The organism is Lacisediminihabitans sp. (genome assembly GCF_043726815.1).
GTDB lineage: Bacteria > Actinomycetota > Actinomycetes > Actinomycetales > Microbacteriaceae > Lacisediminihabitans.
The window spans coordinates 15,498-30,575 of the sequence record NZ_JAYSJZ010000020.1; the positions used below are offsets into that span (position 1 = coordinate 15,498).

The following is a 15,078-nucleotide window of genomic DNA, read 5'->3' on the forward strand; positions in this document are numbered from 1 at the left end:
TCGGGCGGACCGCCGTCGAGGTCAGGCGACAGCGTTGGTCGCGGCCACCCAGGCGTCGAGCTTTGCACTGGCGGCGCCCGAGTCGATGGTGGCCTCGGCCACCGCGATCTTCGCCCGGAAGCGGTCGAGAATCGGCACCTGGAGCTGGGCGGGGTCCTTCGCGAGGTCGAAGGCCACGAGGCCCGCCGCCGCATTGAGCACCACGATGTTGCGCACCGGACCGGTCTGGCCCGCCAGCACGGCGCGGGCGATCGACGCGTTGAAGTCGGCGTCCCCGCCGAGAAGGTCGGCGATGTCCGCGCGGGGAATGCCCAGTTCGAGAGGGTCGAGGTCGTGCTCGGTGACGGAACCCCGTGACACCTCCCAGATGTGACTGTGCCCGGTGGTCGTGAGCTCATCGAGACCGTCGTCGCCACGGAAGACGAGGGCCGTCGCGCCCCTGGTGCGGAACACTCCCACGATGAGCGGCACCTTGTCGAGATGCGCCACCCCGACGGCATTCGCCTCGCAGCGGGCCGGGTTGCAGAGGGGGCCGAGGAAGTTGAACACCGTGGGGATTCCGAGGTCCTTGCGGGTGGGGCCGGCGAATCTGAAGCCGGGGTGGAACAGGGCGGCGAAGGCGAAAGTGATCCCCGTCTCGCCCAGCACGCCGGCGACGCGGTGCGGCAGAAGGTCGAGGTTGACGCCGAGTGCTCCGAGCACGTCCGACGACCCCGAGGCGGAACTCGCGGCCTTATTTCCGTGCTTGATCACCGGAACTCCGGATGCCGCGGCCACGACGGACGCCATCGTCGAGACGTTCACGGTGCCGAACCTGTCCCCGCCGGTCCCCACGATGTCGAGTGCCATCGGATCGACGGCGAGGGGAAGCGAATTCTCGAGGATCGCGTCGCGAAAGCCCACGATCTCGTCGACGGTCTCGCCCTTTGCGCGAAGCGCGACCAGGAATCCGGCGAGCTGCGCCGGAGTGGCCTCCCCCCGCATCACCTGCCGCATTGCCCAGGACGCCTCACTGATCGCGAGATCGTCGCCGTCGAGGAGCATGCTGATCAAACGGGGCCAGGTGAGCTCAGAAGACATAGTTGCGATCCTAGCTATTTGGTCCAACTGGCCGCGGTAATGAGAAAACTTGACTAAGAAATCGTCCATAATGGATAAGTGACCAGCACCTCAATCTCTCGCTCAGTCGGGGCCCCCGTCGTCAATCGTCCGAGCGTGGTTGCGGTTGGCACGATCGTCTGGCTCGGAAGCGAAGTCATGTTCTTCGCCGGCCTCTTCGCCATCTACTTCACGCTGCGCTCGACGTCGCCAGAGCTGTGGGCGGCCGAGACCCCCAAGCTCAATGTGCCGTATGCGTTGACGAACACGATCATCCTCGTCGCGTCGTCGTTCACGGCCCAGTTCGGCGTGTTTGCCGCCGAGCGGCTTCAGGCGAAGCGCACCGGCTGGAACCCCGTCAAGTGGGGCATGGTCGAGTGGTTCTTCGCCAGCTACGCCCTCGGCGCCGTCTTCGTCACCGGCCAGGTCTTCGAATACGCGAACCTCGTGAGCGAGAACGTGAGCCTCGCATCGAACTCCTACGGCTCGGCCTTCTACATCACCACCGGGTTCCACGCCCTGCACGTCACGGGCGGCCTCATCGCGATGCTGCTCATCATCGGCCGCGCGTACAGCGTGAAGAACTTCGGGCACAAGGAGGCGACATCCACCATCGTCGTCTCCTACTACTGGCACTTCGTCGACGTTGTCTGGATCGGGTTGTTCCTGGTCATCTACGTACTCAAATAAGCCGCGGCCACTTCTTACAGGAACCAGGGAACCACTTCAGCATGGCGAAGAACACACTCAGCACAGCACGACGGGGCCGGCGTCATCCACTGGCAACCATCGCCCTGATCGTCATCGGGCTGGTGTCAACCGGCGGTGCGTATGCCCTGTTCAGCAGCACGGCATCCGCTAACACCCCGGCGGCGACCACCACGGCCAACGCCGACGAGGGCAAGAAGATCTTCGCGGCAAACTGCGCGACCTGCCACGGGGTGAACGCGGGCGGCGTCGCGGGCGTCGGCCCGAGCCTCTACGGCGTTGGCGCGGCCTCGGTCGACTTCCAGGTGAGCACCGGGCGCATGCCCCTCGCCAACCAGGGCGTGCAGGCGGAGCAGAAGCCCACACAGTTCACCAGGGAGCAGATCACCGCACTCGCCGACTACGTGGCGTCCCTCTCCCCCGGACCGGGAATCCCCGACCCCAAGTACCTCAAGGGCAACGGCAACCTGGCGAACGGCGCCGAGCTGTTCCGCATCAACTGCGCGATGTGCCACAACGTCGCCGGAGCCGGTGGAGCACTCACCCAGGGCAAGTTCGCCCCGGCACTGAGCGGCGTTCTGCCCGTGCACGTCTACGAGGCGATGGTCTCCGGGCCGCAGAACATGCCCGTCTTCAACGACAAGAACCTCACGCCCGCCCAGAAGGCAGACGTGATCACCTACCTCAAGTACCTGGACCAGAACCCGTCGCCCGGGGGAATCGACCTGGGCAACCTCGGGCCGGTCTCCGAGGGCCTGTTCATCTGGATCTTCGGCCTCGGCGCCATCGTCGGCGTGACCATCTGGATCGCCGCCAAGGCCAACTAAGACTTCTGCATCACATACAGCACCAACCGAAGGGAAGAGAATGGCACAGCAAGACGACGGCGGCTCGAACGCCGCTGCCGGCTCGGCCGTGGTGAAGAGCGAGGCACCCGCGCCATCGCCCGGTACGGCCGTCGTTGCGTCAGACGCCTTCGAGAACCCGGGCCTGCCTCCGCACCGCCTCCGGGTCACCGACCTGGACCCGCGCAAGGATCGAATCGCGGAACGCCGTGTCTACACGCTGTTCTACCTGTCGATCGTCGGAAGCATCTTCGCGGTCGCCGCGTATGTCGCGTTCCCGATCATCCCGGGCAACACGGCCTCGGTGCGTCTCAACACTCTCTTCCTCGGGCTCGGCATAGCGCTCGGCCTTCTCGGCATCGGCGTCGGCGCCATCTACTGGTCGAAGAACCTCATGCGCGGCGACGAGATGAGCGAGTCCCGTCATCCCACCCGCGGCACCGAGGCCACTCGCGCCCGCGCCGTCGAGATCTTCAAGGAGGGCAACGAGGAGTCCGGCTTCGGTCGTCGCAGCCTCATCCGCAACAGCCTGATCGGCGCGCTCGTGGCCACACCGCTGCCGGCCATCGTGCTCTTCCGCGACCTCGCGCCGGCCGCCGACCCCGTGCCACTGCTCAAAGAGACCATGTGGCGCGAGGGAACTCGACTCACGAGGGACCCATCTGGGGTGCCGATCAAGGCCTCCGATGTGACCATCGGATCTGTCTTCCACGTGATCCCCGAGGGACTCAATGACAAGGAAGATCGCCTGGAGGAGAAGGCGAAGGCTGCAGTTCTCCTCATGCGCCTCAAGCCGGAAGATCTCAAGGAGCTTCCGGAACGCAAGACCTGGTCGTACAACGGCATTGTCGCGTACTCCAAGATCTGCACGCACGCCGGATGTCCGGTGGCCCTCTACGAGCAGCAGACGCACCACCTGCTCTGCCCGTGCCACTCGTCGACGTTCGACGTCACCAATCACTGCGAGGTGATTTTCGGCCCGGCCAAGCGTCCGCTGCCGCAGTTGCCGATCGCCGTAGACAGCGAGGGCTACCTCGTCGCCCAGAGTGATTTCCACGAACCAGTAGGCCCAAGTTTCTGGGAGCGTTCATGACCGTTTCTGCCCCTCCTGCCCCCGCCGCCCCGGCCGCGGTCGCCCCGAGCCGCGGGGCGCGGTTCACGGGCGCCGCCGCCAACTACATCGACGAGCGCACCAGCATCTCCGGCCTCGTCAAGGAGCTCGGCCGCAAGATCTTCCCCGACCACTGGTCCTTCATGCTGGGTGAGGTCGCGCTCTACAGCTTCGTCGTGATCCTGCTCTCCGGCACGTTCCTGACGTTCTTCTTCCAGCCCTCCATGACCGAGGTCGTCTACCACGGCTCGTACGTGCCCCTCAAGGGCCTGCAGATGTCCGCGGCGTACTCCTCGGCCCTCAACATCTCGTTCGACATCCGTGGTGGGCTGCTGTTCCGCCAGATCCACCACTGGGCTGCGCTGCTGTTCGTCGCCGCCATCGGCCTGCACATGCTCCGGGTCTACTTCACCGGTGCGTTCCGCAAGCCGCGTGAGATCAACTGGGTGATCGGCTTCGTGCTCTTCATCCTCGCCATGGCCGAGGGATTCACCGGCTACTCGCTCCCCGACGACCTGCTCTCCGGAAACGGTCTGCGCATCATCGACGGACTGGTCAAGGGCCTCCCGGTGGTCGGAACCTGGATCTCGTATCTGCTGTTCGGCGGTGAGTTCCCGGGCACCAAGGTCGTGGCGATGTTCTACTCGATCCACATCCTGCTGCTGCCGGCCATCTTGGTGGCTGCGCTCGGCGCGCATCTGCTGCTCATGGTGATCAACAAGCACACCCAGTTCGCGGGACCGGGTCGAACCAACGACAACGTCGTGGGAGTGCCCATCCTGCCGATCTTCGCGGCCAAGGCGGGCGGCTTCTTCTTCGTCGTGTTCGGCGTGATCGTGCTGATCGCCTCGCTCTTCACGATCAACCCGATCTGGGCCTACGGTCCATACGACCCCTCACCGATTTCGGCCGGCACCCAGCCGGACTGGTACATCGGCTTCGCCGACGGCGCGCTGCGCCTGGTGCCACCGGGGTGGGAGTTCGTCTGGCTGGACCACACCTGGTCTTTCAACATGATCTCGGTGCTGCTCATCCTGCCGATCTTCCTGGCGGTGGTGGCCTTCTACCCCTTCATCGAGGCGTGGATCACCGGGGACAAGCGTGAGCACCACATCGCCCAACGTCCGCGCAACGCTCCCGCGCGCACGGCCGTCGGTGCAGCCGGTGTCACCTTCTACGCGGTGCTGTGGGCGGCGGCGAGCTCCGACCTCATCGCCACGCACTTCCACGTGTCGATCGAGGGCGTCATCCACGTGCTCCAGGCGCTGTTCTTCCTCGGGCCGATCATCGCGTACGTCGTGACGAAGCGCGTCTGCATCGGACTGCAGAAGAAGGACCGCGAGATCGCTCTCCACGGCTTCGAGTCCGGCCGTATCGTGCGTCTGCCCGGCGGAGAGTACGTCGAGGTGCACGAGCAGCTCAGCGACTACGAGCGCTGGCGCCTCGTCAGCTTCGAGGAGTACGAGCCGCTGATGATCCGCCCCAATGCCCAGGGACGCATCACCACGGCGCAGCGCACCCGCGCGGCCCTGTCCCGCTGGTTCTTCGAGGACCGGATCGTGCCAGTCACCAAGACGGAGATCGAGCAGCAGCACCACTAGGCAGCACTTCTCGTCAGCACCGTGACGAAGCCCCCGCCGGTATTCCGGCGGGGGCTTCGTCGTGTGCCGCGCGCGCAGGTGGTGGCACCGCGGTGCGGTGCCGCCTCGTCGGCCGGGTTCTGAGAGCGCAGGACGCCCCGCGCGCACGTCGGGCCTTCGCGGACCAACCGGGCTGGCACGCAGGCCCCGAATGGCCGCATTGGCCCGGATTCGGAACCTGGCGGGCGCGGCGGCGTCGCCCCGGCACAGAGCGGGGTCGCGCGGCGGGGGCACCCGGCACAGCGGCGCCGCGGCACAGCTCAGGCTCGCCTTCGAACGCCGCCGTCGAGCCCGTTACCGGGCCGCAGGGGCGCCTCAGTCGTTGTCGAAGCGCTTCTTGAGGAAGTCGGAGGTGGAGCGGTAGTCGAGACGCTCGTAGAAGCGGGCCGCGTGGCTGCTCGCCACCGTGAGCTGGCGCACCCCGCGGGTGCGGCATTCGTCCTCGATCGCCGACACCAGCAGGCTCCCGAGGCCACGATCCCGCGCCGGCGTGTTCACGGCGAGCTCCTGGAGCTGAGCCGAGTCCCCGTTGGTGTAGAGCAGGCGCTCGATGGTCGTGTACGCGTAGGCGGACACGACGCCGTCGAGTTCGGCGACGAGCAGGAGGTGATCTCGACTGGGCTCCACCGCGTGGGCGAAGGCCTCGACAAACGAGTCGCGGTTCGGCTTCTCACCGATGCCGAGCTGCTCGACGAGGGCGAAGACCGCGTCGACGTCGGCCGGCGTGGCCATTCGCACAGCGCTGGAACTAGCGGGCGAAGTTGCCGCGGTAGTACTCATACACCCACCCCACCAGGCTGATCGCGGTGACCGCGACGCCGATGAACGCCAGCCAGAGGCCGATGGCGATACCCATGAAGAGCAGCGCCCCGCCGGCGGCGAGCATTACCGGCCACCAGCTCCACGGGCTGAAGAAGCCCTGCTCGGCATCCCCGTCATCGATGTTCGCGTCGAGCCGGTCCTCGGGAAGTTCCCCGCCGACCGAACGGTGCGAGCGACCGAGGTAGAACGCGATGAACGCGGACATGATCGCGGAGAGGCCGATGGCGAGAGTTCCCGCCCACTCCACCGGGGAGCCAGGATCGGAGCCGGGCGCCTGCACGCCGGCAAGCTGGGTGAGGTACCCGGCGTTGTGCACGACGATGCTCCACACCGTGTAGGCGATGTCGGCGAGGACGAAGAATCCACACAGGATCCAGAACAGCTTGGCGTTGGTGTTCACGCTACTTGACCTCTCCGTCGGCCAGGTCGTACGTGGCCGCATCCGGTGCATCCTTCAACGGTCCGACGCCCACGGGCATCCCGACCTCGGGGTGGTTCAAATCGAAGGCCGGCGACTCCGATCGAATGCGCGGAATCGACGTGAAGTTGTGCCGGGGCGGCGGGCATGACGTGGCCCACTCGAGCGAGCGGCCGTAGCCCCATGGATCGTTCACCGTGACCTTGGGCGCCTTGCGGGCCGTGATGTACACGTTGAAAAGGAACGGCAGCATCGATACCCCGAGGATCATCGCGCCGATCGTCGACAGCTGGTTCATCCAGGTGAAGCCGTCCTCCGGCTGGTAGGTGGCATAGCGACGCGGCATGCCGAGCACACCGAGCCAATGCTGCACGAGGAAGGTGGTGTGGAACCCGATGAACAGGAGCCAGAAGTGGATCTTGCCGAGACGCTCGTTGAGCATCTTGCCGGTGAACTTGGGCCACCAGAAGTAGAACCCGCTGAACATGGCGAAGACGACGGTGCCGAAGACCACGTAGTGGAAGTGGGCGACGACGAAGTAGGTGTCCGAGACGTGGAAGTCGAGCGGCGGGCTGGCCAGGATAACGCCGGTGAGGCCACCGAAGGTGAAGGTGATCAGGAAGCCGATCGCCCAGAGCATCGGTGTCTCGAAGGTGACGGAACCCCGCCACATCGTGCCCACCCAGTTGAAGATCTTGACCCCGGTCGGCACGGCGATGAGCATCGTCATGAGCGAGAAGAACGGCAGCAGCACCGATCCGGTCACGTACATGTGGTGAGCCCACACGGTGACCGACAGGGCCGCGATCGAGATGGTGGCGTACACCAGGGTCTTGTACCCGAAGATCGGCTTGCGGCTGAAGACCGGGAAGACCTCGGAGACGATGCCGAAGAACGGCAGGGCGATGATGTAGACCTCGGGATGCCCGAAGAACCAGAACAGATGCTGCCAGAGGATCGCTCCCCCGGCCTGCACGTTGTAGAGGTGCGACCCGAACACGCGGTCGGACCCGAGGGCGAAGAGCGCCGCGGCGAGAACGGGGAACGCCATGAGGATGAGGATGGCGGTGACGAGCGCATTCCAGGTGAAGATCGGCATGCGGAACATCGTCATGCCGGGGGCGCGCATCGTGATGATGGTGGTGATGAAGTTGACGGCTCCGAGGATCGTGCCGAATCCGCTCAGTGCGAGGCCGAAGACCCAGAGATTGCCGCCCAGAGAGGGCGAGAAGGTCGTCGTCGACAGAGGCACGTACGCGAACCAGCCGAACGACGCCGCGCCCTGAGGGGTGAGGAAGCCGGCGACCGCGATGAGCGAGCCGAAGCTGTACAGCCAGTAGGCGAAGGCGTTGAGTCGCGGGAAGGCGACGTCCGGCGCTCCGATCTGCAGCGGCATCAGCACGTTCACGAAGCCGGCGAAGAGCGGCGTCGCGAACATCAGCAGCATGATCGTGCCGTGCATCGTGAAGAGCTGGTTGTACTGCTCCTTCGAATTCACGATCTGCAGGCCGGGCGCGAAGAGCTGGGCGCGGATGATCAGCGCCATCACACCGCCGAGGAGGAAGTAGATGAACGACGAGATCAGGTACATGTACCCGATGGTCTTGTGGTCGGTCGACGTGATCCAGCTGACCAGGACGTTGCCCTTACGGCCGACCGACGGCGACAAGCCCTGCGGGGATCCGGCGCTGCCGGTGGTCGGGCGGGCTACTGTGTCTGTGCTCATTGGTGATCGCCCCTACTTGTCCGCTTGCGGCGCTTTGTTGCCAGGTTGGTTCGTATTGGTGTTGTACTCCGGGCCGAGGATGCCGGTCTGGCCCTTGTCCGCGAGGCTCTGGATGTACGCGTCGTACTCGTCGGAGGTGACGACCTTCACCTGGAAGAGCATGAGCGAGTGGTAATCGCCGCAGAGCTCGGCGCACTTTCCCTCGTACGTGCCCAGCTTCTGCGGGGTGAAGAACATGTAGTTGTCCTTGCCCGGGATGTTGTCCTTCTTGTACAGGAACTCCGGCACCCAGAAGGAGTGGTCGACATCGCGGCTCGCGAGCTTGATCTGCACGCTCTTGTTCACCGGCAGGTAGAGAACCGGCAGCTTGGCGCGGTCGATCGTGCCGTCGGAGTTCTCGTTCTCCTGAGCCTGCACCCCCGGGGAATAGACGCCCTTGTTTCCCGGGCCGACATCCGTGTAGTTGAAGTCCCACGCCCAACGCTTGGCATAGACCTCGATCTTCACGTCGGAGTTCGCGACGGGATGCTCGATCGAGTTCTGCTCCTTCGCCGTGAAGGCGAAGAACCCGAGAACGAGGATGAGGGGAACGATCGTGTAGAAGATCTCGATCGGAAGGTTGTAACGCAGCTGCACCGGAAGGCCGGTCTGGCCCTTGCGGCGACGGTAGACGACCGCGGCCCAGATGATGAGGCCCCAGGTGATGATTCCGACGAGGAGCAGCACGATCCAGGACGTGACCCAGAGGCCGGTGATGCCGTCCGTGTGGTTGGTGACGCCGTACGGCCCGGGAAGGAAGCCCCGAAGCTGCTGCTGACTGCATCCCGCGAGAATGACGATTAACGTCACGGCGACGGGAACTGCTGCCCATCGTAGACGGCGGTTAGAGCGCACCTGGAGACCTCTCGGATGACACGGACTGATACGAACAACAGTCTATTTGGTGCTTTCCACCCTACTCCGACGGACGCGCTCTCTCAGACCGGAAAAACCGTCGAAATCGCGAAAAAGGGGAACCGCCGGTGGGCGGTTCCCCTTCTCGAAACGGCGGGAGATCAGTGGAAAGAGTCTCCACACGCGCAGCTGCCGGAGGCGTTCGGGTTGTCGATCGTGAAGCCCTGCTTCTGGATCGTGTCCTCGAAGTCGATGGTGGCCCCGTCGAGGTAGGGCACGCTCATCTTGTCGACGACGACCTCCACGCCGTCGAAGTCGACGGTGGCGTCCCCGTCGAGCAGGCGCTCGTCGAAGTAGAGCTGGTAGATGAGTCCCGAGCAGCCGCCGGGCTGCACGGCAACGCGCAGGCGCAGGTCGTCGCGACCCTCCTGCTCGTACAGGCTGCGAACCTTGGCAGCGGCGGGCTCAGTGAGTCCGACGCCGTGTTCCGGCGCGGTCTTCGTCTGGGTCAGTGTCGTGTCGGTCATGAACACTCCTTATGGGTGCCGAGGGATCTGCGTTAAGTGTAAGCACCGTTGCGCCGCTATTGTTCCCCCGCAACGGCATTTCGGTGCGATCGAGGCTAGGACCGTTCGTTGAGCCGCGCGAGAAGCAGCGCCTCGGAGAGAATCGCGCGCTGGAAGACCCCGAGGTGCAGCGACTCGTTCGGGCTGTGCGCCCGCGTGCCGGGGTCCTCGACTCCGGTCACCAGGATCTGCGCGGCCGGGAACACCGACACGAGCTCGGCGATGAACGGGATGGAGCCTCCGACTCCCATCTCCACGACGTCGGCACCCCAGGCCTCCGTCATGGCGGTCTTCACCTCGGAGACGGCCCAGCCGCTCGTGTCGACGAGGAATCCGTTGCCCTGGTCCACGTCATCGATCTCGATCTGGGCACCGAACGGCGCGTTCGCCAGAAGGTGCTTCTCGAGCGCGGCGAACGCCTCGCCCGACTGCTGCCCGGGGGCGATGCGGGCGCTGATCCGCACGGACACGACCGGGGCGAGCGTGTTGGAGGCGTTGGCGACGGTCGGGGCGTCGATTCCGGTGACCGTGATCGCCGGCTTCGACCAGATGCGGCCGAGGATCGGGCCCGAGCCGATCGAGGTCACCCCATCCACCAGCCCCGCCTCGTGCCACAGCTTTTCCTCCGAATAGTCCGGGGTCTCGGCCTCGCGGGACGTGAGCCCCTCGACGGCGACTGAGCCGTCCTCGTTGTGCAGCGTGGAGAGCAGACGGATGGTGGCGAGCATCGCGTCCGGCACCGCTCCCCCGTACATGCCGGAGTGCGAGGCGTGCTCGAGGGTGCGCACGGTGAGGCGGAAGGTCACGTTTCCGCGCAGGCCCACGGTGAGGGCCGGGGTGTGGATGTCCCAGTTGTCGGAGTCCGCGACCACGATCACGTCGGCGGCGAGCTCGCGCCGGTGCTGGTCGAGGAAGTTGCTGAACGAGCGCGAACCGAACTCCTCCTCCCCCTCGATGAAGACCGCGAGGCCCAGGTCGAAGTCGCTGCCGACAGTCTCGACGAGGGCGCGGATCGCCGCGATGTGGGAGAGCACGCCGGCCTTGTCGTCGGCGGCTCCGCGGCCGTACAGCCGGTCTCCGCGCACGGTGGGCTCGAATGGCGAGGACTCCCAGTCCTCGTCGTGGCCGGGGGGCTGCACGTCGTGGTGCGCGTAGAGCAGGATGGTGGGCCGCCCGTTGCGAGCGGCCCGGGTCGCGAGCACGGCGGGCTGGCCGAGGGTCTGCGTGTCGCCGATGGACGCCCGGGACACCTCGACGGTGTCGAACACCCCGAGGCCGCGCACGAGACCGGCCACGGCATCCGCGCTCTCGCTCACGTGGGTCGGATCGAACGCCGCCCAGGACACGGAGGGGATGCGAACGAGCCGCGAGAGATCGGCGATCGTCGTGGGCATCCCGGCCTGCACCGCGTCGCGCAGGGCGCCAAGGAGTTCCGGCCGTGTGGTCTCAGTTGAAGTCATGGAGGTAATCTTAAGCAGACAACTATCGCAAGGACCCCACATGGCCAAGCCAAGCACGAGCAAGCCTGACGACGCCGTCGGCTACGAGCTCAACACGGACAGCACGACGGCCGGCAAGGGCCACGCCACCCCGACCCGCAAGGAGCGGGAGGCCGCAAACCTTCGCCCGCTCGTCTCGAGCGATCGAAAGGCCGGCAACGCGGCGGCCCGCGCCCGGGCGGCCGAGGCTCGCGAGAAGGCCCGCGTCGGCATGGCCAACGGCGATGAGAAGTACCTCCCGGTGCGCGACAAGGGCGTGCAGCGCAAGTTCATCCGGGACTACGTGGACGCGCGGTGGAGCGTCGGCGAACTGATCATCCCGGTGATGTTCCTCGTGATCATCCTCACCTTCATCAACAACGTCCTGTTGCAGAACATCGCGATCTTCAGCCTGTGGGGCTTCTTCCTCGTCGCCGTGATCGACTGTGTCGTGGTGGGCATGATCGTGCAGCGCAAGCTCGCGGCCAAGGTGGGCGCCGACCGCCTGCAGAAGGGCAACCGCTGGTACACCGCGATGCGCGCCCTCCAGCTGCGTCCGATGCGTCTCCCGAAGCCCCAGGTGAAGCGCGGCCAGTTCCCCGCCTAGCCGTACCGCCCCGGGACGTTGGTTGACCGGCGGCCTGTTCCCGTCACTGGGCGGCGCTCCCTTGCCCTGGCACGCGTTGTGCAGGACACCCTGGCGATCTTCGGGTGTCTGCCCCGCGGACTCCGGTTGTGCAGGACGCGTTGTGCAGGACGGCACCGCCGTCCACGGGCGCCCACCCCGCAGACTCCAGTTGTGCAGGACGGGTTGTGCAGGACGGCTCCCGTCAACGGGTGTCGGCCCCGCGGACTCCAGTTGTGCAGGACGGGTTGTGCGGATAGCGAGGACGAGAGGTGCAGAACCGACGGGAGCGTCCTGCAGGCCGGGACCATTCGGGTCGCCACATCCCTGCGGTGTCCTGCAGGTGTCCTGCACAACCAGAGTCTGCGGGGTGGGCACCCACGCCTCCGGGCCCGTCCTGCAGAACACCGCCCGACGGACCTGGGCAGCACAGCTAGTCGTCAGCGGCGAAGCGCCAGCAGGCCACGGTTGATGCTGCGGGCCCAGAACGGGCCACGGTAGAGGAACGCCGTGTAGCCCTGCACGAGCGTCGCCCCCGCGGCGAGGCGCTCGGCGACGTCGGCCGCCGTGTCCACTCCCCCGACCGAGATCACGCACATGTCGGCCGGGACGACGGCGCGGATCAGCCTCAACACCTCGAGAGAGCGCGCGGCCAGCGGCGCGCCGGACAGCCCGCCGGCGCCGGCGGCCTCGACTATCGCCGGGTCGGTGCGCAGGCCCTCCCGGGAGAGCGTCGTGTTCGTGGCGATGATGCCCGCGAGACCGAGCTCCACCGCGAGCTCGGCGATCCGGCGAACCGCGTCGTCGGCGAGGTCCGGCGAGATCTTCACGAGGACGGGGGTCTCGTCCGCGGCATCCCGCACCGCGGTGAGCAGCGGCGCGAGCTTGTCGAGCTCCTGCAGGCCGCGCAGGCCAGGCGTGTTAGGCGAACTGACGTTCACGGCAAGGTAGTCGGAGACGGGCGCGAGCAGCCGAGCGCTCACGAGGTAGTCGTGGATCGCGTCGTCCACCTCCACGACGCGGCTCTTGCCGATGTTGGCGCCGATCACCGGACGCTCCAGTCTCGCCGACTCGAGGGCGAGGCGCGGCGCGGCGTCCGCGGCCCCGTCGTTGTTGAAACCCATCCGGTTGATGACGGCGCGGTCGGCGACGAGACGGAACAGCCGGGGACGAGCGTTGCCGGGCTGGGCGATCGCGGTGACGGTGCCGACCTCGACGTGCCCAAATCCAAGCTGGCCGAGGCCCCGGATGGCGCGGCCGTCCTTGTCGAACCCGGCGGCCACCCCGAACGGGGACGGGAATCTCAGGCCGAGGGCCGTCACGGCCAGGGAGGGGTCCGGTCGGGTGAACACCTCGATCAGCCGCCCGATGCCGAGCCGCGGCAGCCAGCGGATCACCGTGAAGGCGAGGTGGTGGGCGTTCTCCGGGTCTAGCCGCGAGAGGACGAGCGAAAAGAGGATGCGATACATGCCGTAGTCAGGCTATCGGCAGCGGCGCCGATCAGGCGTCGGCGGCGTGCTGGGCATTGTCGTGTTCGACCCTGAGCAGGGTGATCGCCGACTCGAAGTCCTCGAGCGAGTCGAAGCCCTGGTAGACGCTCGCGAACCGGAGGTAGGCCACCTCGTCGAGCTCGCGAAGGGGCGACAGGATGGCCAGGCCGATGTCATTCGCCTCGATCTGGGAGGCCCCGGTGGCGCGGATCGACTCCTCCACCTTCTGGGCGAGCACCGCGAGATCGGTGTCGGTCACCGGACGGCCCTGGCACGCCTTGCGAACGCCGGAGACGATCTTCTCCCGGCTGAACGGCTGCACCACCCCGCTTCTCTTGACCACGTTGAGGCTCGCCGTCTCGGTCGTGCTGAACCGGCGCCCGCACTCCGGGCACTGCCGACGACGACGGATGGACATGCCGTCGTCGCTCGTGCGCGAGTCGATGACGCGGCTGTCGGGATACCTGCAAAAAGGGCAGAACATGGTGCTGACAGGATACCGCGCGCTGACAGTCGGGCGGGCGGGACTAGGGTCGCGAGAAGCGTGCGGTGATCGCCGCCGCATGCGCGGGCAGATCTTCGGCGATCGCCAGCGCCACAACCCGGTCTTCGACGGACTTCAGTGCCTCACGGTCATAGCGGATCACCTGCTGCGGTCGCAGGAATGTGTAGGCACCGAGACCCGGGGCGAATCGCGCTTGGCCGCCGGTGGGGAGCACGTGATTCGAGCCGGCGAGGTAGTCGCCGAGGCTCACGGGCGTGTGCGCTCCGAGGAAGATCGCCCCGGCGCTTTCGATGAGATCGAGCACCTCCCCCGGATCGGCGGTCTGGATCTCGAGGTGCTCCGGGCCGTAGACGTTGCTGAACGCCGCCGCCGCGATCATGTCGTCGACGAGCACGACCGCCGACTGGATGCCGCGCAGCGAGATGTCGACACGGGAGCTATGCGGCGTGAGAACGGCAAGCCGGGCGAGTTCCGCCTGCACGCTGTTGGCCAGGTCGACGGAGTCGGTGACCAGAACCGCCGCGGCAAGTTCGTCGTGCTCGGCCTGGCTGATCAGGTCTGATGCAACGAGGAACGGGTCCGCCGCGGCATCCGCGATCACCAGGATCTCGGTGGGGCCCGCTTCGGCGTCGATACCGACCTGGCCGCGCACGATGCGTTTCGCCGCGGCGACATAGACATTGCCGGGCCCGGTGATGACCTGCACGGGATCGAGGCTCAGCCCGGGAACCCCCCAGGCGAAGGCGCCGATCGCTCCGGCTCCCCCCATGGCATAGACCTCATCGATGCCGAGGAGGCCCGCCGCACCGAGGATGGTGGGGTGGATACTGCCGTCGAACTGCTGCTGGGCCGGTGAGGCAAGCGCTACCGACGACACCCCGGCCGCCTGGGCCGGCACCACGTTCATCACGACACTCGAGGGGTACACGGCCTTGCCACCCGGCACGTAGAAACCGACCCGCGCGACCGGACTCCAGCGCTGGATGACCTCTGCGCCCGGCCCGAGGGTCGTGACACGGGGGGTGGGCAACTGGGCCTCTGAGGCGGCACGCACCCGTACGATGGCCTCCTCGAGCGCGTCGCGCACCGGCACGCTAAGGGCACGGACGGCGGCCGAGACGTCCGCGACATCCAGCCGCACGCGGCGCGGAC

The 15,078-nt window shown here is 66.6% G+C and carries 15 protein-coding genes; 5 read left to right on the top strand and 10 right to left on the bottom strand.

The window, feature by feature from the left end:
* Positions 1-21: 21 nt before the first annotated feature.
* Positions 22-1,080, bottom strand: a complete 1,059-nt coding sequence (trpD, locus tag ACHZD8_RS02085) for an anthranilate phosphoribosyltransferase (protein ID WP_394768461.1) — start codon at positions 1,078-1,080, stop codon at positions 22-24.
* Between the two features lie 78 nt (positions 1,081-1,158).
* Here trpD and ACHZD8_RS02090 point away from each other — a divergent pair, with 78 nt between their 5' ends.
* The 4 genes from ACHZD8_RS02090 to ACHZD8_RS02105 are packed head-to-tail and all read left to right on the top strand — an operon-like array spanning position 1,159 to position 5,363.
* A complete protein-coding gene (locus ACHZD8_RS02090; protein WP_394768462.1) occupies positions 1,159-1,788 on the top strand; it encodes a heme-copper oxidase subunit III in 630 nt (209 codons plus the stop codon).
* Positions 1,789-1,829: 41 nt separating this feature from the next.
* Positions 1,830-2,633 (top strand): c-type cytochrome, encoded by an 804-nt coding sequence (locus ACHZD8_RS02095; protein WP_394768463.1) that lies wholly within the window; start codon positions 1,830-1,832, stop codon positions 2,631-2,633.
* Between the two features lie 40 nt (positions 2,634-2,673).
* Positions 2,674-3,744 (top strand): Rieske 2Fe-2S domain-containing protein, encoded by a 1,071-nt coding sequence (locus tag ACHZD8_RS02100; protein ID WP_394768464.1) that lies wholly within the window; start codon positions 2,674-2,676, stop codon positions 3,742-3,744.
* Positions 3,741-5,363, top strand: coding sequence for a cytochrome bc complex cytochrome b subunit (locus ACHZD8_RS02105; RefSeq protein WP_394768466.1), 1,623 nt, complete (start codon positions 3,741-3,743; stop codon positions 5,361-5,363). The genes ACHZD8_RS02100 and ACHZD8_RS02105 overlap by 4 nt, the downstream gene beginning before the upstream one ends.
* A 354-nt stretch (positions 5,364-5,717) precedes the next feature.
* On the opposite strand, the gene ACHZD8_RS02110 is transcribed toward ACHZD8_RS02105, so the two are convergent.
* From ACHZD8_RS02110 to ACHZD8_RS02135, 6 genes are all read right to left on the bottom strand, one after another.
* The gene (locus ACHZD8_RS02110) at positions 5,718-6,134 is read right to left on the bottom strand and encodes a GNAT family N-acetyltransferase (RefSeq protein WP_394768467.1); all 417 of its coding nucleotides are present in this window, start codon (positions 6,132-6,134) and stop codon (positions 5,718-5,720) included.
* Positions 6,135-6,150: 16 nt separating this feature from the next.
* Positions 6,151-6,624 (bottom strand): cytochrome c oxidase subunit 4, encoded by a 474-nt coding sequence (locus ACHZD8_RS02115; RefSeq protein ID WP_394768468.1) that lies wholly within the window; start codon positions 6,622-6,624, stop codon positions 6,151-6,153.
* A gap of 1 nt (position 6,625) precedes the next feature.
* Positions 6,626-8,368, bottom strand: a complete 1,743-nt coding sequence (gene ctaD, locus ACHZD8_RS02120; protein WP_394768469.1) for a cytochrome c oxidase subunit I — start codon at positions 8,366-8,368, stop codon at positions 6,626-6,628.
* 12 nt (positions 8,369-8,380) lie between these two features.
* Positions 8,381-9,262, bottom strand: coding sequence for a cytochrome c oxidase subunit II (coxB, locus tag ACHZD8_RS02125; RefSeq protein ID WP_394768470.1), 882 nt, complete (start codon positions 9,260-9,262; stop codon positions 8,381-8,383).
* A gap of 161 nt (positions 9,263-9,423) precedes the next feature.
* On the bottom strand, positions 9,424-9,789 hold the full coding sequence (erpA, locus tag ACHZD8_RS02130) for an iron-sulfur cluster insertion protein ErpA (RefSeq protein WP_331899708.1): 366 nt from the start codon (positions 9,787-9,789) through the stop codon (positions 9,424-9,426).
* A gap of 95 nt (positions 9,790-9,884) precedes the next feature.
* Positions 9,885-11,288, bottom strand: coding sequence for a dipeptidase (locus ACHZD8_RS02135; RefSeq protein WP_394768471.1), 1,404 nt, complete (start codon positions 11,286-11,288; stop codon positions 9,885-9,887).
* A gap of 40 nt (positions 11,289-11,328) precedes the next feature.
* Here ACHZD8_RS02135 and ACHZD8_RS02140 point away from each other — a divergent pair, with 40 nt between their 5' ends.
* Positions 11,329-11,913: a DUF3043 domain-containing protein gene (locus ACHZD8_RS02140; protein ID WP_394768472.1), complete on the top strand. Its 585-nt coding sequence runs from the start codon at positions 11,329-11,331 to the stop codon at positions 11,911-11,913.
* Positions 11,914-12,371: 458 nt separating this feature from the next.
* Here ACHZD8_RS02140 and ACHZD8_RS02145 read toward each other — a convergent pair whose 3' ends face one another.
* From ACHZD8_RS02145 to hisD, 3 genes are all read right to left on the bottom strand, one after another.
* The gene (locus ACHZD8_RS02145; protein WP_394768473.1) at positions 12,372-13,400 is read right to left on the bottom strand and encodes a quinone-dependent dihydroorotate dehydrogenase; all 1,029 of its coding nucleotides are present in this window, start codon (positions 13,398-13,400) and stop codon (positions 12,372-12,374) included.
* A gap of 31 nt (positions 13,401-13,431) precedes the next feature.
* Positions 13,432-13,905, bottom strand: coding sequence for a transcriptional regulator NrdR (nrdR, locus tag ACHZD8_RS02150; protein WP_394768474.1), 474 nt, complete (start codon positions 13,903-13,905; stop codon positions 13,432-13,434).
* Positions 13,906-13,948: 43 nt separating this feature from the next.
* Positions 13,949-15,078: histidinol dehydrogenase (gene hisD, locus ACHZD8_RS02155; protein ID WP_394768475.1), on the bottom strand; the 1,130-nt coding region annotated here is incomplete at its 5' end.